Source organism: Nonomuraea cavernae, assembly GCF_040655715.1.
In the GTDB taxonomy this organism is placed as follows: Bacteria; Actinomycetota; Actinomycetes; order Streptosporangiales; family Streptosporangiaceae; genus Nonomuraea; species Nonomuraea cavernae_A.
The window spans coordinates 145,323-168,896 of record NZ_JBFAKL010000004.1 but is presented as its reverse complement, the minus strand read 5'-3'; the positions used below and the strand labels follow the sequence as shown (position 1 = coordinate 168,896).

The following is a 23,574-nucleotide window of genomic DNA, read 5'->3' as shown; positions in this document are numbered from 1 at the left end:
CTCGCCGTACCGGACGAGGTGTCAGGCCACCGCGTGGGGAGGCAGCGTGCTGGCCGCCACCAGGGTGCGGATCGCGCGCAGCGCGACCGACAGGGTGGCCAGGTCGAACGTGTCGCTCTCCCAGATCTCCGACAGCGTCTGCCGCGAGCGTCTTACGGCGGCCGCGTTGCCCTCGGTCCAGTGGGCCAGGCGGTCCTCCGGCGACAGGCCGGGGGTGCTGTGGGTCAGCACGTCTCGGGTGAGCGAGGCGTGGGCCGCGTAGAGGTCGTCGCGCAGGGCCGAGCGGGCCATCGAGTTCCACCGGTTGTCGCGGGGCAGCGCGATGACGCGCTCTCTGAGCCGGGCCAGTTGCAGGCGCTCGGCGAGATCGAAGTAGACCTCCGCCACCTCGTTGACCGGGCGGCTCGTCAGCGACGAGATCTCCACCAGGTCGAAGGTGGAGTAGGCGGGCACCATGGCCGCCACCCGCTCGGCCATCTCGACCGGCACTCCCCTGGCGACGAACGAGTCGCGGCGCTCCTCGAAGGCCGCCAGGTCGGGGCCGCCCAGCAGCTTCGGCATGTGCGCGAGCAGGCCGTCCACGCCCTTGACGAAGAAGCCGACCGAGCCCGCGAGGTCGAGCGGCGGACGCCGGTTGATGAGCAGCCAGCGGGTGCCGCGCTCGGCCAGCTTGCGGCCCTCCAGCAGCATGGCGATCTGCGTGTCGGTGTCGATCTGGTTGTCCAGGGCCTCGACCTGGCGGTAGAAGCCGGACAGGTCGAACACCTCGCGGGCGACCAGGTAGGCGCGGACGATGTCGGGCGCCGAGGCGCCGGTGTCCTCGGCGAAGCGGAACATGAACGTGGTGCCCATGGAGTTGACCAGCTCGTTCACCACGCCGGTGGTGATGATCTCGCGGCGCAGCGGGTGGGCGTCCATGTACGTCCTGAACCGGTCGCGCAGCGCCGACGGGAAGTACGACACCAGCCAGGAGGCCAGGTAGGGGTCGTCGGGCAGGTCGGAGCCGAGCAGATCGGCGTCGAGCCCCAGCTTGGTGTAGGCCAGCAGCACGGCGAACTCGGGCTGGGTCAGGCCGAGCCTGGCCTGGCGACGTTCGGCCAGCGTCTTGTCGGACGGCAGGAACTCCAGGTCGCGGTTGAGCAGCTCGTCGCGTTCCAGCTTGCGCAGGTAGCGGGAGTGGATGTGCAGCATCTCCACGGCCTGGGTGCTGGCCGCGGCCAGCACCACGTTCTGCGCGTAGTTGTCGCGCAGCACCAGGTCGGCGACCTCGCCGGTCATCGAGGTGAAGACCTGGTTGCGCTGCTTGTCGGTCAGGTCGCCGTCGCGCAGGACCTGGTCGAGCAGGATCTTGATGTTCACCTCGTGGTCGGAGGTGTCGACGCCGGCCGAGTTGTCGATGAAGTCGGTGTTGATCAGGCCGCCGTCGCGCGCGAACTCGATCCGGGCCAGCTGGGTGAGGCCCAGGTTGCCGCCCTCGCCGATGACCTTGCAGCGCAGTTCCCCGGCGTTGACCCGGAGCCCGTCGTTGCCCTTGTCGCCCACGTCGGTGTTGGACTCGACGCCGGCCTTGACGTAGGTGCCGATGCCGCCGTTCCACAGCAGGTCGACGGGCGCCCGCAGGATGGCGCTGATCAGGTCGTTGGGCGCCATCGAGGCGACGCCCGCCGGCAGGTCGAGCACCTCACGCATCTGCGGCGTGATGGAGATGGACTTGGCCGTACGCGGGAAGACACCGCCGCCCGCCGAGATGAGCTTGTCGGAGTAGTCGGTCCAGGAGCTGCGGGGCAGCTCGAACAGCCGCCGCCGCTCGGCGTAGGAGCGGGCCGCGTCGGGCGAGGGGTCGACGAAGATGTGGCGGTGGTCGAAGGCGGCCACCAGCCGGATGTGCTGGGACAGCAGCATGCCGTTGCCGAACACGTCGCCCGACATGTCGCCGACGCCGGCCACGGTGAAGTCGGTGTTCTGCACGTCGACGCCCATTGTGCGGAAGTGGTACTTGACCGACTCCCAGGCGCCCCGGGCGGTGATGCCCATGGCCTTGTGGTCGTAGCCGATCGAGCCGCCGGAGGCGAAGGCGTCACCGAGCCAGAAGCCGTACTGCTTGGACACGGCGTTGGCGATGTCGGAGAACGTCGCGGTGCCCTTGTCGGCGGCCACCACCAGGTAGGGGTCGTCGCCGTCGTGCCGTACGACGTCGGGCGGCGGCGAGATCTTGCCGTCGACGAGGTTGTCCGTGACGTCGAGCAGGCCGGAGATGAACATCCGGTAGCAGTCGACGCCCTCGGCCAGCAGGTCCTCCCGCGAACCGGACTGCGGCAGACGCTTGACGACAAATCCACCTTTAGACCCAGTGGGCACGATGACGGTATTTTTCACCATCTGCGCCTTGACCAGGCCGAGGATCTCCGTCCGGAAGTCCTCCATTCGGTCCGACCAACGCAGCCCGCCCCGGGCCACGTTGCCGAAGCGCAGGTGCACGCCCTCGACCCGCGGTGAGTACACGAAGATCTCGTACTTCGGCCGCGGCAGCGGCAGCACGCTGATCGCCTGCGGGTCGAACTTCAGGGAGATGTACGGCTTGCGGCGAGCAGAGCCGGGCCCGTCGGCGGTCTGGAAGTAGTTGGTGCGCAGCGTCGCCTGGATCATCTCCAGGTAGGCCCGCAGGATCCGGTCCTCGTCCAGCGAGGCGACCGCGTCGAGCGCGCCCAGGATCTCCTCGTGCAGCGCCTCGACCAGGTCGGCCCGCACGTCGTCGGAGCGCCGGGGGTCGAGCCGCGCCTCGAAGAGACGCACCAGCAGCCGGGCCAGCCGCACGTTGCCGAGCAGCACGCGTTCCATGTAGCGCTGCGAGAAGGTGGTGCCGGCCTGGCGGAGGTACTTGGCGTAGACCCGCAGGATCTCGGCTTGCTGCCAGGTGAGCCCGGCGCGCAGGATGAGCGCGTTGAAGTTGTCAGCCTCGACCTCGCCCTTCCACAGCGCGGTGAGCCCGTCCTGGAAGAGCCGCTTGAAGTCGTTCCGGTCGACCTCGGCCGACGGCGTGAACCGCAGCCCGAAGTCGTAGATCCAGGCATTCCTGGTGGCGGGAGCCTGCTCATGGTCGCGCTCCCTCGGGCCTCCGTTGGCTTCGTTCCTCGCTCTCTCCGCCCCGGCTCGCTGCTCATAGTCCGTGTCGATCTCGTAGGGCCGCTCGTCCACGACCTCCACACCGAGCCGCTGGATCAGCGGGAGCGCCTTCGACAGCGAAATGGGCGAGCCCACCTTGTAGACCTTCAGCCGCCGCTCCCCCTCTGCGGCGTCGTACGGCTCGTACAGGTTGAGCTCGATCTCGTCGTCGGAGGCGCCGGACAGGCGCTCCAGGCGGCGCAGGTCGGCCACGGCCACCTTGGGCGGGAAGTCCGCCTTATACCCCTCGGGGAAGGCCGACTGGTAGCGCTTGATGAGCACCGGGGCCTCCTCCTCGGAGGCCATCTCGGACAGCGCCGTGGCCAGGTCGTCGCCCCACGAGCGGGTGATCGCGGCCAGCCGCGCCTCCAGCTCCTCGACGTCGACCTTGGGCTGGGGCAGTTGCCTGCCCCGCTCGCCGCGGACGACCACGTGCAACCGGGCCAGGGCCGACTCACCGATCATCGCGCTGTAGTCGAGCGTGGTGCCGCCCAGCGCCTTGAGCAGCACCTCCTGCATCCTCAGCCGTACCTGCGTGGTGTAGCGGTCGCGCGGCAGGTAGATCAGGCAGGAGATGAAGCGGCCGTAGTCGTCGCGGCGCAGGAACAGCTTGACCTGCTTGCGCTCGCGCAGCCGCAGCACGCCGAGCGCGATCGGCAGCAGTTGCTCGACCGAGATCTGGAACAGCTCGTCGCGCGGGAACGTCTCCAGGATCTGGATCAGATCCTTGCCGTCGTGGCTCTCGGCCGCCAGCCCGGCCAGCTCCAGCACGTCGCCCAGCTTGCGCCGCAGCACCGGGATCCGGGAGATCGACTCGTTGTAGGCCACGTGCGTGAACAGGCCGAGGAAACGGCGCTCGCCGATCACCTCGCCCTCGGGCGAGAACAGCTTGACCCCGATGTAGTCAAGGTAGGCGGAGCGGTGGACGGTGGCCCGGGAGTTGGCCTTGGTGATGATCAGCAGGCGCTTCTCGCGCGCCTTGGCACGCACCTCGGGCGGCAGCACGGAGAAGCTGGACGAGCCGATCTTGTCGTCGCGCAGGATGCCGAGCGCCGCGCCGGGCACCGCGCGCAGCGCGTCGCCCTGCTCGGTGGCCTCCAGCCGGTACTCGCGGTAGCCGAGGAAGGTGAAGTGCCCGTCGGCGAGCCAGCGCAGCAGGTGGAGGCTGTCCTCGACCTCGGCGGGCTCCAGCGGCGGCGGGTTGACCGACAGGTCCTCGGCGGTCTGTACGGCCTGGGTGCGCATCTTGGCGAAGTCCTCGACCGCGTGGCGCACGTCGGCCAGGACCCGCTGCAGGTCGGCCTCCAGCGACTTGAGCACACCGGGGTCGGACTGCTTGTCGATCTCGATGTGCATCCACGACTCGACCTGCATCTGGCCGGTGACGTCCTCCTGGCCACGGCCGAGCATCCGGCCCGTCAGGTCGCGGCGGACCCGCATCTGGGGGTGCACCACCAGGTAGGTGCCGATGCCCTGGCGGTCGAGCTCCATCGTCACCGAGTCGACGAGGAACGGCATGTCGTCGGTGACGACCTCCACCACCGAGTGTCCCGGGTCCCAGCCGTTGTCCTCCAGGGTGGGCGTGAAGGCCCGGATCACCGCTCGGCCCTGCGGGCGCATCTCGGCGAGCTGCCGCTGCGACGTCGCTGGGCCGTACACGTCGACCGGGTCGCGATCGAACAGGTCGTCGGGGGCGACGTGACGGTAGTAGATCCGCAGGTAGGACAGCGCTTCCTCGGGGCTCACATGGTCGCTGCCGGCCGCGCACTGCTGCGCGACTCTCTGGAGCAGCTCGTCCTTGGCCTCGTCGAGCGGCATTTCGCTCTCACTCCTTTGTGAGGGTTTGCCATACATGTTCATAGGCAGGCTCTTAATTCCCACAGCTGCGGGAAGTAGTGCAGGCCGGTCCTACCGTGCAGGTAGGGGGCGCCCGTCGAGCCGCCGGTGCCGGATTTGGTGCCGATCTGCCGTTCGACCATCCGCACGTGTCGCGTCCGCCACTGAGCGGCGGTCTCGTCGTGCGTCAGCAGATCTTCGGCCAGTTGCCACAGGTCGTCGTACGACCTGCGGTCCCTCGCCACGGACAGCAGCGAGCCCATGATCTCGTCGTCTGAGACCGGCAGGCCACGCTGGGAGAGGGCGGTGAGATAAGCATCCCACAAGGTGGGTTCATCCAGCCGACGGCGCAGCCTGGCGAGTTCGTCGCCCGTGGCGTCCCGCAGCCGTCCGAGATAGCGGGGGTCCTTCAGGCCGGACAGGAACTCCAGCTCCCGGAACTGCACCGACTGGAACCCGCTGGCCGGGGCCAGCTTCGCGCGGAACTCCAGGAAGTCCTGCGGGGTCATCGTCTCCAGGACGTCGACCTGCTCGATCAGCACCCTCTCCACCGTGTGCACCCGGCGGAACAGGTGCCTGGCCTGCCAGAGCTCTCCCGCGAACATGGCGTCGCGGGCGACCTCCAGCTCATGGAGCAGGAGCTTGAACCAGAGCTCGTAGACCTGGTGGATGGTGATGAAGAGCAGCTCGTCGGGCGCCTCGGACTGCGGTCGCTGCTGGGAGAGCAGGCCGGGGAGGCTGAGGTATTCGCCGTAGGAGAGGCGGCCGCCTTCCTCACCGAACCGCCTGTCAGAGGGGATGGCCGCATCAGGGTTGGACCCCACCGAACACCTCCCCCAACTCGCCCGGTCGTCGTTGACCGGGCGAACGCGTTGCAGTACCGATACCACCCGAAAAGGGCGGATACGTCAACGCGACATGGACATCGGAGGGTCGTCTTCGGAGGCGGAGGGAAAGTGCCTGAGCTCGTCGAGCCGGCCGGGAACATCGACCAGTTCCTTGAGCTCGGCCTGGCAGGAAGTGCACGTGTCGAGGTGATGTTCGAACGCCTCGTGCTCGTCCTCGTCGAGGACGCCGAGAACGTAGGCCGCCACCCCTTCGTGCATTACCCGGCTACCCCCTTGTCCCGCAGAAGCACACGGAGAGCCCTGATCCCGTAGTAGAGCCTGGACTTCACCGTGCCCGGCGGGATCCCCAGAATCTCCGCCGCTTCACTTATCGTACGGTCCCGGAGGTAGGTCTGTTCAATGACTTCGCGGTGTTCTTCTGACAGATTGCGCAGTGCGTCGGCGACGACCATCGCCGATAACGCTCGGTCTGACCCGTCTGGGACCGCGAGCATGTCGACTTCCGGTGGCTCGACCTCATGAGGACGAACACTCTTGCGCCGACGTCCGTCGATCACAATGCGACGGGCCACGGTCAGTAGCCACGCCCAGATGAGGCCCGGTTCCCATTGCAGTCTTGCCGAGTTACGCCAGGCTCTGACGATCGTCTCCTGTACGACGTCTTCTGCCCATTGCAGATCGTTTCCGGTCGACTTGCGTACGTGGCGCAGCAGAGGGCCGCCGAACTCCTGGTAGAGCGCCGTGATGCGATGCTCAGCCTCGGCATCCGCACTCTCGAATCTGCCATCGAGGTGACCTAGCACGGGGCACATCTTTACACCTTCGTTATCAGTCCGGTAGCCACTCCGATAACTCCAGTCATTTCTGACTATTCCGGTTGAAGAGTGAACCGGCCCGGAGAAACCCGCGTACCTCCGATCATGCACAGGCTTTTGCGTGGCGAAGTCCTCATGTTCGGCGCCTTCGCCGTGGCCGCAGCGGTCGCGATCCTGCTGGTCATGCCCCCCATGAGCACGTCGGCGTCCGCGGAGTGGACGGTGCTGCCCTCCGGCCCGCTCGGGCCGGCCGACCGCGACCTCCTGGTCAAGGTACGTCAGGCGGGCCTGTGGGAAATTCCCACCGGCCGGTGGACCGCGGAGCGCGCCGAGTCCCAACGCGTCAAGGACGTCGGGGCGCATCTGGTGGAGGACCACACCAAACTGGACGCGGTCACCCGCCAGTACGCCGCCCGGCTCGGCGTCGCCCTGCCGGACGAGCCCAGTCCCGAACAGCAGAGCTGGATGGCCCAGTTGGCCGCCGAGAGCGGCCCTGCCTTCGACCGGGACTTCGCGAACCTGCTGCGTGCCGCCCACGGCAAGGTCTTCTCCGTCGTCGCTGGCGTACGAGCGGGCACCCGCAACAGCGAGATCAGGAAGTTCAGCCAGCACGCGGTGAACGTCGTCATGAAACACATGACGCTGCTCGAGTCGACCGGGCTGGTCGACTACGACCAGCTCCCCGAGCCCCCGACTCCATCGGCCACTCCACCCGCCCCCGCGGCGGTCGATCCTAGGAGACAACCATGAGCAGTTCCAGACGCATGGCCGCGGCCGTGTCCGCCCTGGCCGTCGTGGCCGGCGGGCTGGTGTCCGCGGCCGTCATCGGCGTCGGTCCGGCGCTTGCGGATCACTGCGACCCGGCCGAGGCCACCGCCTCGCCCACGCAGTCCCAGCAGCAACAGCAGCGGCGCGGGCAGGAAACGCAGGCTCCGGACGGCCAGGACGACCAGTCCAGCCAAGCCCCCGACGGCCAGGACGGCGGCGACCAGCAACAGCGGGACGACCAGCAGCAGAACACGGGTCAGGAGAACACCGGAGAGCAGGGTTCGGGCGGCGGCGCCCTCGAACCCGCCCCGCAGCCCGAGGAGGAGGCGCAGGAGCAGGCGCCGGCCGAGTCCGCGCAGCCGTTCTCCCGCCGGCGGAACACGCCGACGCCGAGCCCGACCGCCAGCCGGCAGCCCACCGAGCAGCCCACCGAGCGGCCCACCGGGCAGCCGACGCGGACCGCCACCTCGTCGCCGTCTCCGACCAACTCCGGCGAGGACGAGGAGCACAACGAGTGCGCCGACCTCGGCCCGTTCGTGACCGACTTCATCGACATCCGCCAGGTCCAGCCGTCCAACCAGTTCGACGGCCGGCGCGGCCGGAACGGCTCCCGCGGCACGTTCGTGTCGGCCTGCGGCACCAACCGCAACGGGCACAACAACCCGGACAACTTCATCGTCGCCCCCGGCGTGAGCAACGGGGCGCACCACCTGCACGACTACGTGGGCAACCTGTCCACGGACGCGTTCTCGACCGACGAGAGCCTGGCCGCCTCCGGCACCACCTGCCGGCTCGGCGACAGGTCGACCTACTTCTGGCCGGTGCTGCGCGACCGCAAGGTGGACGTCAACACCGATGACCCGGACGGCAACGTCGGCCAGGTGCTCCGGCCCCGCTCCGTGACGCTCCAGTTCAGGGGCAACGCGACCAGCCGGGTGAGCGCGATGCCGAGGTTCCTGCGGATCATCACCGGTGACGCCAAGGCCGCCACGAACGGCGGGGCCAACGCCCGCGCCGCGTGGACGTGCACCGGCTTCAACAACCGGATTACTACCAAATACCCGCTCTGCCCACGCGGCAGCCAGGTCGCCCGTATTCTGGACTTCCCCAGTTGCTGGGACGGTCAGAACACCGACAGCGCCAACCACCGCACGCACATCGTCTTCCCAGGCGAGGGTGGCGCCTGCCCGCAGGGCACCAGAGCGGTTCCGCAACTCCGGATGACGCTCACCTACACGGTGCCCCAGGGTCCGTCATACGCCCTGGACGCATTCCCTGAACAACTTCACAACCCGGTTACCGACCACGCCGACTTCGCCAACGTCATGCCCGACAGGCTGATGTCCTTCGTGGTCAACTGCATCAACAGGGGCCGCCGCTGCTGATATCTGGCCAGGCCCCTTCTCCCGAACCGCACCGGTCCCGCCTGCCCACACCACCCTCCCGCCGCACCGGCACCGCGAGCCCGCCCCTCTGGGCTCGCGCCGAGACGGCCGGGCCCCCGTCCCGAGGGGCCCGGCCCGACGGCTCGCCGGAGGCGGCGGTCCGGGCAGACGGGACCGGACGGGCGAAGCCGGTCGGGCGCGGAGCAAGACAAGCCCGACCCTCCCGAGTCGCACCCTCACCCGACCTTGGAGGGAAACGAAACCGATGCTCCACAGACGACACCCCCTGCACGCCCCGACGAAGCTGGACACGCGCAACGTCCGGCTAGGGGTGAGCGCCTCGATCGCGGCCTTGCTGTTGTCGGCGTTCGCGCTGACCTTGACCAACAGCGGTATGGCGCTGCTCGGCCGCGGAGTGGGTTTCCTCGAGTTCTACGCGGGCGTGTTCGCGCTCGTGCTGCTGACCGCGACCGTCGCGCTCGGCCTGCTCACCACCGAGAAGGTCTTCCTCTCCCCCGCCAACCGGGTCCGGGCGCAACTCGCGCACCGGGCCACCGCCGCGATCGGCCTGGCATACCTCGTCACGCACGTGACGCTCATGATCAGTCTCGGGCACGTGCCGCCGGCCGCGGCCGTGCTCCCGGTGGCGGGGATCTGGATCGGGTTCGGCACGCTGGCGGCCGACATGATGGTCCTGATCATCATCACGGGCATCGTCCGCGGGCGGTTCGCCGTAACGGGCAAGCCCTGGCTCTGGCGGATCCTGCACGCCGGGTCCTACCTCGCCTGGCCGGTGGCGATCCTGCACGGGCTGACCGCCGGCCGGCCCGCCGCGGGCTGGGTGACCTGGTCGTACGTGGCCTGCCTGGTGGCGGTCGGCTCCGCCCTGCTCGTTCGCGTGCTCGCCACACTGCGCAGGCCGCCTGCCATGCCGGAGCCCGTCGGCCTGCTCGAGGTCGACAACTCGCCGATCGAACGCCCCGAAGAGATCAATGCTCCAGTGAGCCTCGACGCCGCCCGGCGCAAGTTCCGGGAGGCGGGATGACCCCCCACCTCGACATCCAGGAGCAGTCGTGATCCCGCACAAAGCACCGAGCGTGTTACGCCTGGGTCCCGCCCGGCTGACCGCCGGGCTCGACCACACCCGGCGGCTGGACCTGCCGGCTCACCGCACCCTGCACGGCCAGCCGGTCGCGCAGGACGTCGGCACCCTCATCGCCCAGGTGAACGAGGTGGACATGCGAGGCAGGGGCGGAGCGGCGTTCCCGTTCGGCCGCAAGCTGCGGGCGGTCGCCGACGCCGCCGGCGCCAAGGAGAGCGTGGTGCTGGTCAACGGCGCCGAAGGCGAGCCAGCCAGCTCGAAGGACGCCATGCTGCTCGTCCGCACCCCGCACCAGGTGCTCGACGGCGCGATCCTCGCGGCCGAGGCGCTGAACGCCCGCGAGGTGGTCGTCGCGACCGTCGCGGGCGAGCTGGCCGAGGCGTCGATCTCCGCCGCCGTGGCCGAGCGGCGCGCCGCCAACGTGGCGGGCGCCAAGGAGAGCCACCTCCGGATCCGGGTGGTCGGCCTGCAGGAGAGGTTCATCTCCGGGGAGGGCGGCGCGCTCGTCCGCGCCGTGAACGGCGAGGAGGCGGTGCCTCCCGGCCGCAAGCGCCGCGCCAGCACGAGCGGGGTGAACGGGCTGCCGACGCTCCTGTCCAACACCGAGACGTACGCGCAGCTCGCCCTGCTCGCCGAACTGGGACCGCAGAAGTACGCCGACGTCGGCACGAGCAGGGAGCCCGGCACCGTGCTGCTCAGCGTGAGCGGCGGGGCCGCGACCAACGCGGTCGTGGAGGCGCCGACCGGCACCATGCTGGCCGACGTGCTCGACCTGTGCGACGCGGAGCCCGGCGACGGCGTGCTGATCGGCGGCTATCACGGCGCGTTCCTGAGCCCGGAGACGGCCGTCTCGGCGGTGATCTCACGCGAGGGCATGAAGAAGGCCGGCGGTGAGCTGGGCGCCGGGATCGTGGTGCCGCTCGGGGCGAACACCTGCCCGCTGGGCGAGGCGGCCCGGGTCACCGCCTACCTGGCCGCGCAGTCGTCCGGCCAGTGCGGGCCGTGCCGGCTCGGCCTGCCGGACATCGCCCGGCAGATGCTCGCGCTGACCGACGGCAGCGGCTCGCAGGACGCCATCCGGCGTGCCGTCCGGGCCGTCGAACGCCGCGGCGCCTGCTTCCATCCGGACGGCACGGCCAGGTTCGTGCTGTCGGCGCTGGAGGCGTTCGAGGCCGACATCGCGCTGCACCGCGACTACGGTTCGTGCGGCCGGCCGGTGCGCGGCGTGCTGCCGCTGCCCGAGCAGGAGGACGAGCCGGAGTATCGCCTGGAGGTCGACTGGACCCGCTGCCAGGGCCACGGCCTGTGCGCGCATCTGCTGCCGGAGTTCGTCACCCTGGACGACTACGGCTTCCCGTCCTTCAACACCGTGCCGGGCTGGATGGCCAAGGAGGCGCGGCGGGCGGTCGACATGTGCCCCGCGCTGGCCCTGCGCCTGGCCGAGGCCACGATGGTGAAAACAGGCTGACCACCGGGCGTGCCCCGGGCGGACCGGGCGATCCCGTGGCCACCACCGGCGTGCCCCGGGCGGACCGGGCGATCCCGTGGCCACCACCGGCGTGCCCCGGGCGGACCGGGCGATTCCGTGGCCACCACCGACTGCTCGACGCCCGCCCGGGACAGTGCCCGGGCGGGCGGTGCCCGCCTGTGGCCGGGCCGGGGCCGTTTCACCCGGCCTGCTGCTGTCCTTCCAGACCGAACAGTGGCAGGCAGGGTTCCAGGCCGTGGATCCGGACGCCGTCCAGCGGCTTCCAGTCCGTACGGGCGAGGCGGAACCGCCGCATGACCGCCGGTTCGCCCCGGCGGAGGTGGCGTGTGACGCCGTCGTCGCGGTAGCCGCACTTCGCGGTGACCGCGAGCGAGGCGGGGTTGTCCACGAACGCCTCCGTCGTGGCGTACTCGGCGCCCAGTCCCGCGAAGGCCAGATGCAGCATGGCCGCGCGCATCTCGGTGCCGAGGCCGAGCCCCTGGAAGCGCCGGCCCAGCCAGGACCCCGACCCGACCTCGCGCATGACAAGGAAGTCGGCCGCCGAGAACCCCTGCGTGCCGACGATCTGGCCCTCGAAGACGGCCACCAGATCGATGGACCAGGCTGCCGGTCCGAACTCGGCCCACTGCCGGAAGTGGTACTGGACGGTGCTCCTGGCCCGCTCCGCCGGCCCGGCGTCGCTCCACGGGAACAGGAAGGGCATGGTCTCCTCGTCGTGCACGCCCTCGGCCGCCCGCTCTCCCAGCTCGTCGAGGTCGGCGAGCGAGGGGTAACGCAGCTCCAGCCTCGGCGTGGTCACGGACAGGTCGAACAGCGGCCAGTTACGCATACCGCATCGTTTCACCACCGCTCAGCGGGACGCCTCTCCTTTTCCGGGTCGGCGATGCGGTGCAGCCACTCGATGAGCAGACCGCGCTCGGCGGCCGACAACGGCAGGCCGACGCCCGGCGGTCCGGAGGATCCAGCCGGCCCAGACGACCCGGGCGACCCCGGCCCCGGCCCCGGCGACCCAGACGACCCGGCCGGTCCGGATCGCCCAGGCGGGCTCGGCGGCGCGTCCAGCGCGGCCAGCAGGCTGATCGCGCCGCGCGCCAGTGAGCCGGTGGCCTCGGACGGCCCCGGCCCGCCCTGAGCGGGAGTCGTCACGGCGGCCAGCACGGCTTCGCGGGTGAGCGGCGACAGCTCGGGATCGCGGTGCCGGGGCTCGGTGGCGATCAGGGTGAGCGTGACCCCGCAGCCGGCCGAGTGGATCATCTGGGCGGCGCGTTCCACGGGCACCCGCAGGCGGCCCGCCTCGGCGACGCGGTTGACGAGCCCGCGCAGGATGGCGGCGGCCTCACGCGCCGCGGGCGGCTCGGCGCCGGGGCGGGCCTGGCCGTACATCAGCGTGTAGTAGGCGGGGTTGACGACACCGAACTCGACGTGCAGGTTCCAGCCGTGGCGCAGGTCGCGTACCGGGTCGTCGCTCGGCCGCCGGGCGGTCTTGGCCGTCAGGTAGGTGGCGAAGCCGTGGCTCGCGACCGCGTCGAGCAGCCCCTGCTTGTCGCCGAACAGCCGGTAGATGGTCGGCGCCTGGACACCGGCGGCCGCGCACACCGAGCGGGTGGACACGGCCTCCCTGCCGCCCTCGGTCAGCAGGTCGGCGGCCGCCGCCACGATCCGCTCCCTGGCCGTCCGTTCACTCATGGTATCGACGATAACAGAAACGTGTTAGCAGCGTTGACGTTAGCGTTGCTAGTGTGTAAGTGTTAGCGGCCTGAGCATCATCGATCGGGGAGCGGGCACCATGAGCACTCAGAGCAGCGAGCGGGACCGTCGCGTGGCGATCGTGACCGGCGGATCGGGCGGCATCGGCCGCGCCGTCGCCGAGCGCCTGGCGGCCGACGGTCAGTCCGTGGTCATCGTCTACGCGGGCAACAAGGCGACGGCCGGCGAGGTGGTGGACTCGATCACCTCGTCAGGCGGCTCGGCGATCGCCGTGCAAGCCGACGTGGCCGACGAGCAGGCGGTCGAGCAGGCGTTCGACGCGGCCGAGCGGGAGTTCGGCGGGGTCGACGTGGTCGTCAACGCGGCGGGCATCATGATCCTCGCCCCGCTGGCCGAGATGGACCTGGCCGACCTCGACCGCATGCACCGGACCAACATCCGCGGCACCTTCGTCGTCGCCCAGCAGGCCGCCCGCCGGGTCCGCCGAGGTGGAGCGATCATCAACTTCTCCACCTCCGTGACGAAGCTCGCCCTGCCCACCTACGCCGCCTACGCGGCCAGCAAGGGAGCGGTCGACGCGATCGGCCTGGTGCTCGCCAAGGAGTTGCGCGGCCGTGACATCACGGTCAACGCCGTGGCGCCCGGCCCCACCGCGACGCCTCTCTTCCTCCACGGCAAGGACGAGGAGACCATCGACCGGATGGCCCACATGACCCCGCTGGAGCGCCTCGGCCGGCCGGAGGACACCGCCGAGCTCGTCTCCTTCCTGGCCGGCCCGGCCCGCTGGGTCAACGGCCAGACCCTCTACGCCAACGGCGGCCTCGCCTGACGGCGCCGGCTCAGCGCACCGCCACGATCTCCCCGCCGGCCTGACCGCCCGTCGCATCGGCGGTCTCATCGCCGACCCGGCCGGCCACACTGCCGGCCGCACCGCCGGTCGCCGGGGCCGGAGGCGGCGGGCAGGCTTGGCGTCGGTATCTGCCGGGGGCGATGCCGTAGTGGCGCTTGAAGGCGTTGGCGAAGGCGAACTCCGAGCCGTAGCCGACGCGCGCCGCCACCTCCGCCTGTGAGGCGTCGGACTCGTGCAGCAGACGGCCGGCGGTCGCCAGCCGCCACCAGGTGAGATAGGCCATCGGCGACTGCCCGACCAGGGTCGTGAAGCGGCGTGAGAAGGCTGCCCGGGACAGGCCCGCCAGGCCGGCCAGCGACGGCAGTGTCCACGGCCGCGCGGGGTCGCCGTGGACGGCGGCGAGGACGGTGCTGATCGCGGGATCGGCCAGGGCCGCGGCCCAGCCGCCGACCTGGCACTGTTGGGGGCCCGTGTCATACCAGGCCCGCAGGATGTAAAGCAGCAGCGTGTCGAGCAGTGACGACACCACGGTGTCGGCGCCCAGGCGGGGGTTGGCGATCTCGCTGCCCAGCAGCTCGACCGCGGCGCGGAGCTCGGGGCGGTGGCCGAGGTGGGCCGGCAGGTGGATCATCTCCGGCAACTCGCGGAGGATCGGGTGGCTCCGGCTCGGATCGAGCTGGTAGCCGCCACAGAGCATGACCGTGGCCGCGCCGGGGCCGGGGAAGGACGCCGAGGCGAACAGGCCCACCTCGTCGCCGGGATCGCAGACGGACTCGGGGAGCGGGGTCGCCGGGCTGTCGGCCATCGCGTAGCCGTCGCCGTGGGGGAAGAACAGCACGTCGCCCACGCCGAGCGCGACCGGGTCGCCGCTGGGTGGGATCAGCCAGGCGGAGCCCTGGAGGATCACCTGGAAGCCCGCCGAACCGGGCGACGAGGGGAACCGCTGCCCCCACGGGGCATGCCACTCGACCCGCGCGGAGCGGGGGCATCCGGTGCGCACGATGGCCATCACGTCACTGAGCACGTCCACGCCAGGAGTCTACCCAGCGAGACGTACGCGTATAAAGAGCAGACATCAGCGCATTGGTTATCTCTCGCACGCCTCCTACGGTTACCAGCGAAGGAGGTTCCCATGAGCGTGGTCCTGGTGACAGGGGCGACAGGCAGGGTCGGTCGTCACGTGGTCACTCGGTTGAGAGAAGCGGGAGTCGAGGTCAGAGCGCTGACCCGCGATCCCGGAATATCTGGATTCACAGGTGATTTGAGAGATCCGAAGTCCCTGGTGGACGCACTCGACGGCGTGGAGGCGGTGTTCCTGGTCTGGCCCTTCGGCACGGCCGAGGGCGCCGGAGCGGTGCTGGAGGTGGTCGCCCAACGGGCCCGGCGCGTCGTCTACCTCTCCTCCGCCGCCGTACGCGACCACGAGCGCGAGATCGAGCGGCTGGTCGGACGGTCGGGGCTGGAGTGGACGATCCTGCGGCCGCACGCCTTCGCGGCCAACGCCCTGCGGTGGGCCGAGCTCCCACCCCAGGCGACCCGTGACCGCCTCCTCGCCTCGGGCTGGCCCCCCGACGCCACGGACGCCACGCTGGACGCGCAAGCCGCCCTCGTGGAAACCCCGGGCCCCACCACGTCCGCGATCGAAGACGTGACAGGCACCCCCGCCCGCACCTTCCGGGACTGGGCCCGGGACCACGCGCACGCCTTCCGCGAAGCGGACAAGACGATGCGTGCGGCGCGGATCCACGAGTACGGCGAGGCGTCGGTGATCCGCTACGACGAGGTGCCGAGACCGCGGCCGGGACCGGGCGAGGTGCTCATCGAGGTGGCGGCCACCTCGTTCAACCCGTCGGAGGTGGGCCTGCGCCTCGGACTGCTCGACGGGGTGCTGCCCGTGACCCTGCCGCACACACTGGGCTGGGACGTCTCGGGCACGGTCGTCGAGACCGGCGCGGGCGTCACGGAGTTCGCCCCGGGCGACCGGGTGATCGGCCTGGTGGACGGCGCGGCGGCGGAGTACACCGTGGCTTCGGCGAACGTGCTGGCCAGGGCGCCCGAGACGATCCCGCTGGAAGCCGCCGCCGCCGTCCCCGTCGCCGGGCTCACCGCCTGGCAGGCGGTCTTCGAGCACGCCCGCATCAGCACCGGCCAGCGGGTGCTGGTCAACGGCGCGGGCGGCGGGATCGGCCTGTTCGCCGTCCAGCTGGCCAAACGGGCGGGCGCCACGGTGATCGCCACCGCGAGCCCCCGCAGCCGGGACGCGGTGCGCGCACTCGGCGCCGACGAGGTGGTCGACTACACCCGGGACCCGTTGCCAGGTGGAATGGACGTGGTCCTGAACCTCGCCGGCATCACCCCGGAGGCGGCGGGCGAGCTGGCCGCCCTGGCGCGGCCGGACGGCGTGATCGTCACCGTCGCCACCCCGATCGACTCTCCCCGGGCCACCCACTTCGTCAGCCACAACGATCCCGGGCAGCTCGCCGAACTCGTGGCCCTGATCGACGCGGGGCGGCTCACCGTCGAGATCGCCGAGTCGCACCCGCTGACCGGCCTGCACGACATCCACCGCCGGGCGGAGTCCGGCCAGATCCGCGGCAAGATCATCATTCTTCCGAGAGGCACGCGATGACCCGGATAGCCATCATCATCGGCAGCACCCGTCCCGTCCGCAGCGGCGAGGCCGTCGCCGGCTGGGTGCACGACCTGGCCGCCAAACGAGGTGACGCCGACTACGAGCTGGTCGACCTGAAGGACTACGACCTGCCCCACCTGGACGAGAGCCTGCCGGCCGCGTCGGGCGTGTACGAGCACGGGCACACCAGGGCCTGGTCGGAGCGGATCGACTCGTTCGACGGCTTCGTGTTCGTCACGCCTGAGTACAACTCCTCGACCTCGGGCGTGCTGAAGAACGCGATCGACTTCCTCTATGCCGAGTGGGCCGACAAGGCCGCCGGGTTCGTCGGCTACGGCGTGGACGGCGGCGTGCGGGCGGCCGAGCACCTCAGGCAGATGCTCGGCCGGGTCAAGGTCGCCGACGTGCCCGCTCAGGTCGCGTTGTCCCTCTTCACCGACTTCGAGGAGATGACCCTGTTCAAGCCGGCGGCCCGTCACGAGGACGCGGTCACCATGATGCTGGACCAGGTCGTCTCCTGGAGCGAGGCGCTGCGTCCACTGAGAGCGTGAAGCTCAAGGTGTGACGCTCAAGGTGTGGCGGTCAGTGCGTGGCCGTCAGGGTGTGAAGTGGCGCAGCACCTCGGGGTTGGCCATGGCGTCGGGGTTGGCCGCCTGCTCGACGGGGGTGCCGAGGAGGATCTTGCGGACCGGCACCTCCAGTTTCTTGCCCGACAGGGTGCGGGGGATGCCGGGCACCGCGCGGATCTCGTTGGGCACGTGCCGGGGTGACAGCTCCTCGCGCAACGCCGCGCGCAGGGCGCCGGTCAGTGTGTCGGTGAGCTCGGCGCCCTCGGCGAGCGTCACGTAGAGCAGCAGCCGGCCTTCCTGGCCGAGCTGCCCGGTGTCGATCACCAGGCTGTCGGTGATCTCCTCGAACCGCTCGACGACCCGGTAGAACTCACTGGTGCCCATCCGGACGCCGCCCCGGTTCAGCGTCGAGTCGGAGCGGCCGTAGATCACGCAGCTGCCGTCTTCGTTGATCTTGATCCAGTCACCGTGCCGCCACACGCCGGGGTAGACGTCGAAGTAGCTGTCGCGGTAGCGCTCGCCGGACGGGTCGTTCCAGAACATCACCGGCATCGAGGGCATCGGCGAGGTGATCACCAGCTCGCCGACCTCCCCCACGACCGGCCCGCCGTCGATGTCGTACGACTCCACCCGGGCCCCCAGCGAACGGCACGGGATGATCCCCGCCCGGATCGGGTGCAGCACGGTCGCGCCGACGAACCCGGTGCACACGTCGGTGCCGCCGGAGAACGAACCGAGCGGCACCCCGGGCAGCTCCTCGGCCACCCACGAGAACCCCTCCGGCGGCAGCGGCGACCCGGTGGAGCCGATGCCCCGGAGCCGGTCGAGGCCCTCGGGGTGGATGCCGGCCTTCAGCGAGGCCATCACGTACGGCGCGCCGACCCCGAAGTAGGTCACCCGCTCGGAGGCGGCGATGCGCCACAGCACGGCGGCCGACGGGTAGGCGGCCGAGCCGTCGTAGAGCACGGGGGTGGCGCCCACCAGCAGGGCACCGATGAGGTAGTTCCACATCATCCAGCCCGTGGTGGTGTACCAGAAGAACACGTCCCCCTCACCCAGGTCCTGGTGGAAGGAGAGCGACTTGAGGTGCTCCAGCACGATGCCGCCGTGCCCGTGCACGATCGGCTTGGGCAGCCCGGTCGTCCCGCTGGAGTAGAGAATCCACAGCGGGTGGTCGAACGGCACCCGCTCGAACTCCAGCGGCCCGGACTCGGCGCGCAGCCCCTCCCAGCCGATCACCTCGCCGTGCGGCAGGGCGTCGGTGTGGGCGGGAGCGGGCTCGGCCCGCTGCGGAGGACGGCCGTCCCCGGCGGCGGCCAGGTAGGGGATCCACACGGTGGCGCGGAGCGAGGGCAGCTCGGCGGCGATCTCCTTCACCGCCGCCGAGCGGTCGTAGCTCTTGCCGTTGTAGTGGTAGCCGTCGACCGCGATCAGCACCTTGGGCTCGATCTGCTGGAACCGGTCGACGATGCTCGGCACGCCGAAGTCGGGCGATCCGGCCGACCAGATCGCGCCCAGGGAGGCGGTGGCCAGGAAGGCGATCAGCGCCTGCGGGATGTTCGGCAGGTAGCCGGCGACCCGGTCACCGCGCCCGACGCCGAGGCGCACCAGGCCGGCCCTGACGCGGGCGACCTCCTCGCGCAGCTCGGCGCGGGACATCTCCTGCCGGGCGCCGTCCTCGGAGACGAACACCAGCGCGGTGCCGTCCTCGTGGCGCAGCGCGTTCTCGGCGTAGTTGAGGCTGCTTCCGGTGAACCATGAGGCGCTGGGCATCGTCCCGGTGATGACGGGCCCGTCACCACGTTCGCCGATCACCCCGAAGTAGTCCCAGATCGACGTCCAGAACTCCGCCGGACTGTCGACGGACCACTGCCACAGCTCCTCATAGCCGGTCCCCGACCGTCCCAGCGACTCCACGTAGCGGGTCAGCCTGGCGCCCGCGACGACGTCGTCGGTCGGTTCCCAGAGAAGTGCACCTTCAACAACCATGTGTCCCATCCTGTCGCTGGTCCTGACGAAAGTCATACCTGCCGTGCCCCGCAACGCGCTACCCGGTTCGTCCGCGGTGCCCCGGCCTTCGGATTCGGGCCGGGAGCGCGTCAACGGCGCAGGTGGTCCACCGCCATCCGCGCGGCCGTGCCGATCACCGCGTCGGCACGCGGCTGGTTGACCGCGGGGCTGAACGAGCGGGTGAAGACCGCGACCGCGTAGCGGCCCCCGTCGGGGTACTCGACCACGCCCGCCTCGTTGCGCAGCGTCGGTAGCGTGCCGGTCTTGCCGCTGACCTCGACGTCGTCGTACGGGAACCCGGAGGCCAGCCGGTGCGGCCAGACCTGCAGGTTGAGGACGGTGCGCATCCAGGCGCACGACTCGGCGGAGGCGGCCTCGTCGCGCCAGATCAGCCCGAACAGCGCGGCCGTCTCGCGCGGCGTGCTGCGGTTGGTGTGCCGCGGGTCGAGCACCCGCAGCCGGGCGATCTCCTCCACGTCGAGGTACGGCCAGCCGTGCCCGACGTCGTCGGTCATGCTCTGGTAGAGGCCCCTGGCCGTGTGCGCCACGTACGTGCCGTGCAGCCCGAACCCGGCCAGCATCGCGTTGACCGCCTCGAGCCCGACCACGCCGGCCAGCACGTCGGCCGCGGTGTTGTCGCTCACCGCGATCATCAGGTAGGCCAGGTCGCGCAGCGACATCGTGACGTCGTCGAGCATGACAGAGACACCGGTGGGCCCGAAGGCGCGCTCGGCGGCCCCCACGGTCACCCGCGAGGCGGGGTCGAGCAGCCCGGCGTCCGCCTGCCGGCAGAGCTCGACCAGCAGCGGCACCTTGAAGACCGACGCGGTCGGCACCGGCTCGTCGGACCCGTGCCCCACCTCCCGGCCCGTGTCGAGGTCGGCGGCGTGCAGCCAGCCCGTGACACCCGCCGCGCGGAACAGCCCGTCGAAGTCGCTCATGCCAGCGACCCCGGCCGCCGGCTGACCCGCCGCGCGGGCGTCGCGCCCTCGTCCGCCATCCCGGCGCGCTCCTTCAGAGTACGTACGGCCACCGCCGAGAAGCCGGTGACCGCGTCCGTCGCCGCCCGCCAGGCCGTGGAGAACCGAAGGGCGATCGGCGAGCCTAGCAGCGGCCGCCAGGCCAGTCCCGGCACCTCCTCCCGGGGCCCGAAGGCGACCGCGGCGCCCGCGAGCACCAGCCCCAGCCCCGCGCCCTCGTGCAACTGGCCGGGCACGTAGCCGTGGCGGCGGCACTCGACCAGCACCTCGGCGTGCAGCCCCGGCTCCCCTTCCCGGGGCGGCAGCAGCAACTCCTGCCCGGCCAGGTCGGCCAGGTGCAGTTCACTCACGCGGGCGAGGGGGTGGTCGGCGGCCAGCAGCACGCCCTGGGGCTGCGCCAGCATCGGGCCGAAGTACAGGCCGGGCGCGGTGACGGGGTGCCGGACGATGCCGACGTCGATCGTGCCGTCCGTGAGCGCGGTCACCTGGTCGGCCGTCCAGATCTCGGCGGGCGCGAGCCGTACCTCGGGCCTGGTCTCGCGGAAGCCGGCGACCAGGCCGGCGATCACGGCGGCGGCGAGGTCGGGCGGGACCCCGATCTTGAGCACGGTGCCCTCGCCGTGCCGGGCGAGCTCGCGCAGCCGGTCGACGCGGGTCACGATCTCGCGGGCCTCGGTGAGCAGCAGCCGGCCTGCCCCGGTCAGCCGGACCTGGCGGGCGGAACGGTCGAAGAGTTGCACGCCGAGCTCCTGCTCCAGGCGCTTGATCCGCTGGCTGAGCGGCGGCTGGGCGATGCCGAGCCGGATCGCGGCGTTGCCGAAGTGGAGTTCCTCCGCCACCACGATGAAGTAGCGAAGATGCCGGACAAGGTCCACGGCCAGCAACTATAGCCGGATTTATATCGATGAAGCCCTCATATCAGTATTGGACACCGATAAGGCACCTCTGCTGTCCTCTCCTCCATGGCACCACAAAGGGGGACAATGTACGCACATCTCAAGGAGGAGGCTCCTCCTCCGAGACGACGGCGCAAGGGGCGCTGGATCACCGCCGCGATCCTCGTGCCCGTGCTGGCCGCCGGGGGGACGTTCTGGGCGCTGCGCACGACAGGCTCGCCGGAGGAGACCGCCGACCGCTACCTCACCGCCTGGTCCTCGGAGGACTACCTGGCGATGCGCGAGCTGGTGGTCGATCCGCCCGCCGACTTCGAACGCCGGCACCGGCTCTTCCGCAAGGACCTCAAGGTCACCCAGGCCACCTTCCACCGGCCCAGGCCCAGCGGGATCTTCCCGGCGAGCGCCAAGGACCGGGGCGGCGAGGTGAGCTTCCACGCCAAACTGATCGGCCCCAAGGACTGGGAGTACGACGGGCGGCTCAAGCTCGTCGAACGCGACGGCGGCTGGAAGGTCGCCTGGACCCCGGCCGCCATCAACCCGCTTCTCAAGCAGGGCCGGTCACTGCGGGTGATCACCCTGAAGGGCCAACCGCTCCCGGTGCTGGCCGCCGACGGCAGCCGCGTCGACACCCCCGACGCTCCCGGCTCCGTGCAGCAACTCGTCGACGGACTCAAGCAGACCTATCCCGACAGGTTCGGCACGACGGGCAGCGCCAGGATCGATCTCTACCAGGGCGACGACAAGGTCAAGACCGTGGTCGAGGCGAGCGAGAGCCTGCCGCTGCCCACCACGATCGACCTCAAGGTGCACCGCGCCGGAGCCGAAGCCCTGGAGGACGCCGACAAGCCCGCCTCGCTGGTCGCGCTGCGCCCGTCGACCGGCGAGATTCTGTCGGTGGTCAACAGACCGGGTGGGTTCAACCGGGCGCTGCTCGGCAAGTATCCGCCCGGCTCGACGTTCAAGGTCGTCACGGCCTCCGCGCTGGTCGCCGGCGGCATGGAGCCGGACCGGAAGGTCAGTTGCCCCGCCGAGCAGAACATCGGCGGCTTCCCCTTCCACAACGCCGGCTTCAAGGACTACGGCACGCTGGCCTTCCGCGACGCGTTCGCGCACTCGTGCAACACGACGTTCGGCGCGATGGCGGTGGACGACCTGGGTAAGGGCCGGCTCGCCGAGGTGGCCGGCAGCTTCGGCTTCGGCGCCGTGATCACACCGGGCGTGCCGGCCGTGCGCGCGGAGTTCCCGGCCCCGAAGGACGCCACCGACCTGGCCTCCGCCTCGATCGGGCAGGGCAGGGTGCTGGCCAGCCCGCTGAACATGGCCTCGGTCGCCGCCGCCATCGCCGACGGCGCCTGGCGCCCGCCCCGCCTCGTCGCCGAGGAGCTGGTGCCCGACCACACGCTGCGCCCGCGCCCGCTGGAGGACGACGTGGTGCGCGCGCTGCGCCGGCTCATGCCCGCCGTCGTCACCGACGGCACCGCCCACGCCGTGAGCTTCCCCGCGGGTACGGCCGGTAAGACCGGCACGGCGGAGTACGGCTCGGGCAAGGAGCCGCCCGCGCACTCGTGGTTCATCGGCTACCGGGGCGACCTGGCGTTCGCGGTCATCGTGGAGGGCGGCGGCGCGGGCTCGGCCGTGGCGGCCCCGATCGCGGCCCGCTTCCTCAACGCCCTCGACTGACCGGCCTGCCGCCTCACGGCACCGGGCTGACCGGCCCCGCTACCTCACGGCACCCGACCGACCGGCCCGCTACCTCACGGCGCCGGGCTGACCGGTCCGCGCGCCGCCACCGGCGAGGTGAGGCCCGCGACGGCGGCCACCACCTCCGAGGCGTTGGACAGGTCGGGCAGCACCACGTCGGCCCCGGCGGCGCGCAGCTCGGCCTCCATCGACCGGCCCGACGCCACCCCGATCATCGCCGCCCCGCCGATCTTGGCAGCCTGCACGTCACGCGCCGAGTCACCGATGACGACCGTGTTGGACACGGTGAACGGGGTGCCGAGCCGCGCCTTGGCCCGCCCCTGGGCGACCTGCAGCAGCGTCGCCTTGGGATAGACCTCCTCGCCGTAGCCGCCGAGCTCGAAGTCGATGTACTTGTCGAGCCCGAACGCCTGGAGCTTGAGCACGGCGTTGCCCTTGATGGTGCCGGTGAGCACCGTCTGGACCACGCCGTCGAGCCGGGCCACGGCCTTGAGCGCGTCTCTGGCCCCCGACATGGCACGGCCCTCCTTGGGCAATCGCTTGCGCCGATCGGCGAACGCCGAGGCCAGGGCCGAGATGAACGCGGGCAGGTGGCCGTCCTCGGCCACGATGCCGTTGACGGCGAGAGTCTCGAAGATGATCTCGGAATCGGGCCGGCCCAGCGGGGGCACCAGCTTGACCAGCGGGCGCCCGGTCACGGCCCGGAACGCCTCGGCGTAGGCGTCCCGGGTGACGATGGCGACGTCGACCAGGGTCAGGTCGATGTTCCAGAGCACTAGACGGTTGATGGCAGCCTCCTGAGGGGTGCTGCAAGAGTAGGGCCT

Annotated in this window: 18 protein-coding genes and 1 pseudogene; 8 read left to right on the top strand and 11 right to left on the bottom strand. The window is 70.9% G+C overall.

Translation table 11 applies throughout. From position 1 onward, the window contains the following. Positions 1-21 precede the first annotated feature (21 nt). The 4 genes from AB0I38_RS07740 to AB0I38_RS07725 form a co-directional block, all read right to left on the bottom strand. Positions 22-4,980, bottom strand: coding sequence for an NAD-glutamate dehydrogenase (locus AB0I38_RS07740; protein WP_358463639.1), 4,959 nt, complete (start codon positions 4,978-4,980; stop codon positions 22-24). A 38-nt stretch (positions 4,981-5,018) separates the two neighbouring features. Continuing rightward, entirely contained in the window at positions 5,019-5,822 is an 804-nt protein-coding gene (locus AB0I38_RS07735; RefSeq protein WP_358463636.1) for a tryptophan 2,3-dioxygenase, read from the bottom strand. An 84-nt stretch (positions 5,823-5,906) separates the two neighbouring features. Beyond that, positions 5,907-6,104, bottom strand: a complete 198-nt coding sequence (locus tag AB0I38_RS07730; protein WP_358463633.1) for a zf-HC2 domain-containing protein — start codon at positions 6,102-6,104, stop codon at positions 5,907-5,909. After that, positions 6,104-6,658: a sigma-70 family RNA polymerase sigma factor gene (locus AB0I38_RS07725; protein ID WP_358463630.1), complete on the bottom strand. Its 555-nt coding sequence runs from the start codon at positions 6,656-6,658 to the stop codon at positions 6,104-6,106. Before AB0I38_RS07725 ends, AB0I38_RS07730 begins: the two co-directional genes overlap by 1 nt. 108 nt (positions 6,659-6,766) lie before the next feature. On the opposite strand from AB0I38_RS07725, the gene AB0I38_RS07720 reads away from it, so the two are divergent. From AB0I38_RS07720 to AB0I38_RS07705, 4 genes are all read left to right on the top strand, one after another. Beyond that, positions 6,767-7,411, top strand: coding sequence for a DUF4142 domain-containing protein (locus AB0I38_RS07720; protein WP_358463628.1), 645 nt, complete (start codon positions 6,767-6,769; stop codon positions 7,409-7,411). Continuing rightward, positions 7,408-8,814 (top strand): DUF1996 domain-containing protein, encoded by a 1,407-nt coding sequence (locus tag AB0I38_RS07715; RefSeq protein WP_358463625.1) that lies wholly within the window; start codon positions 7,408-7,410, stop codon positions 8,812-8,814. Before AB0I38_RS07720 ends, AB0I38_RS07715 begins: the two co-directional genes overlap by 4 nt. 265 nt (positions 8,815-9,079) lie before the next feature. After that, complete coding sequence (locus tag AB0I38_RS07710; protein ID WP_358463622.1) at positions 9,080-9,859, top strand: ferric reductase-like transmembrane domain-containing protein; 780 nt, start codon at positions 9,080-9,082, stop codon at positions 9,857-9,859. Between the two features lie 28 nt (positions 9,860-9,887). After that, positions 9,888-11,384 (top strand): NADH-ubiquinone oxidoreductase-F iron-sulfur binding region domain-containing protein, encoded by a 1,497-nt coding sequence (locus AB0I38_RS07705; protein ID WP_358463620.1) that lies wholly within the window; start codon positions 9,888-9,890, stop codon positions 11,382-11,384. A gap of 199 nt (positions 11,385-11,583) precedes the next feature. On the opposite strand, the gene AB0I38_RS07700 is transcribed toward AB0I38_RS07705, so the two are convergent. Continuing rightward, on the bottom strand, positions 11,584-12,234 hold the full coding sequence (locus tag AB0I38_RS07700) for a GNAT family N-acetyltransferase (RefSeq protein WP_358463618.1): 651 nt from the start codon (positions 12,232-12,234) through the stop codon (positions 11,584-11,586). An 11-nt stretch (positions 12,235-12,245) separates the two neighbouring features. After that, positions 12,246-13,091: a TetR/AcrR family transcriptional regulator gene (locus tag AB0I38_RS07695; RefSeq protein ID WP_358463615.1), complete on the bottom strand. Its 846-nt coding sequence runs from the start codon at positions 13,089-13,091 to the stop codon at positions 12,246-12,248. Between the two features lie 100 nt (positions 13,092-13,191). Here AB0I38_RS07695 and AB0I38_RS07690 point away from each other — a divergent pair, with 100 nt between their 5' ends. Next, entirely contained in the window at positions 13,192-13,941 is a 750-nt protein-coding gene (locus AB0I38_RS07690) for an SDR family oxidoreductase (RefSeq protein ID WP_358463613.1), read from the top strand. A gap of 136 nt (positions 13,942-14,077) precedes the next feature. Here AB0I38_RS07690 and AB0I38_RS07685 read toward each other — a convergent pair. Beyond that, a pseudogene (locus AB0I38_RS07685) lies at positions 14,078-14,992 on the bottom strand (AraC family transcriptional regulator); the annotation flags it as partial. Between AB0I38_RS07685 and AB0I38_RS07680 the strand changes: the two are divergent. Continuing rightward, on the top strand, positions 14,921-16,591 hold the full coding sequence (locus tag AB0I38_RS07680; RefSeq protein WP_358463607.1) for a zinc-binding dehydrogenase: 1,671 nt from the start codon (positions 14,921-14,923) through the stop codon (positions 16,589-16,591). The pseudogene AB0I38_RS07685 and the gene AB0I38_RS07680 sit on opposite strands and share 72 nt — an antisense overlap. Further along, positions 16,588-17,145, top strand: coding sequence for an NADPH-dependent FMN reductase (locus AB0I38_RS07675; protein ID WP_358463604.1), 558 nt, complete (start codon positions 16,588-16,590; stop codon positions 17,143-17,145). Before AB0I38_RS07680 ends, AB0I38_RS07675 begins: the two co-directional genes overlap by 4 nt. Positions 17,146-17,190: 45 nt before the next feature. On the opposite strand, the gene AB0I38_RS07670 is transcribed toward AB0I38_RS07675, so the two are convergent. The 3 genes from AB0I38_RS07670 to AB0I38_RS07660 form a co-directional block, all read right to left on the bottom strand. Further along, on the bottom strand, positions 17,191-19,152 hold the full coding sequence (locus tag AB0I38_RS07670) for an acetoacetate--CoA ligase (RefSeq protein WP_358463601.1): 1,962 nt from the start codon (positions 19,150-19,152) through the stop codon (positions 17,191-17,193). A 110-nt stretch (positions 19,153-19,262) separates the two neighbouring features. Then, a complete protein-coding gene (locus AB0I38_RS07665) occupies positions 19,263-20,114 on the bottom strand; it encodes a serine hydrolase (RefSeq protein WP_358463598.1) in 852 nt (283 codons plus the stop codon). Then, a complete protein-coding gene (locus AB0I38_RS07660; RefSeq protein ID WP_358463595.1) occupies positions 20,111-21,028 on the bottom strand; it encodes a LysR substrate-binding domain-containing protein in 918 nt (305 codons plus the stop codon). The genes AB0I38_RS07665 and AB0I38_RS07660 overlap by 4 nt, the downstream gene beginning before the upstream one ends. A 108-nt stretch (positions 21,029-21,136) precedes the next feature. On the opposite strand from AB0I38_RS07660, the gene AB0I38_RS07655 reads away from it, so the two are divergent. Beyond that, on the top strand, positions 21,137-22,729 hold the full coding sequence (locus AB0I38_RS07655; RefSeq protein ID WP_358463592.1) for a penicillin-binding transpeptidase domain-containing protein: 1,593 nt from the start codon (positions 21,137-21,139) through the stop codon (positions 22,727-22,729). A 74-nt stretch (positions 22,730-22,803) separates the two neighbouring features. Here AB0I38_RS07655 and AB0I38_RS07650 read toward each other — a convergent pair whose 3' ends face one another. Then, complete coding sequence (locus AB0I38_RS07650; protein ID WP_358463589.1) at positions 22,804-23,526, bottom strand: HAD family hydrolase; 723 nt, start codon at positions 23,524-23,526, stop codon at positions 22,804-22,806. Positions 23,527-23,574: the final 48 nt, after the last annotated feature.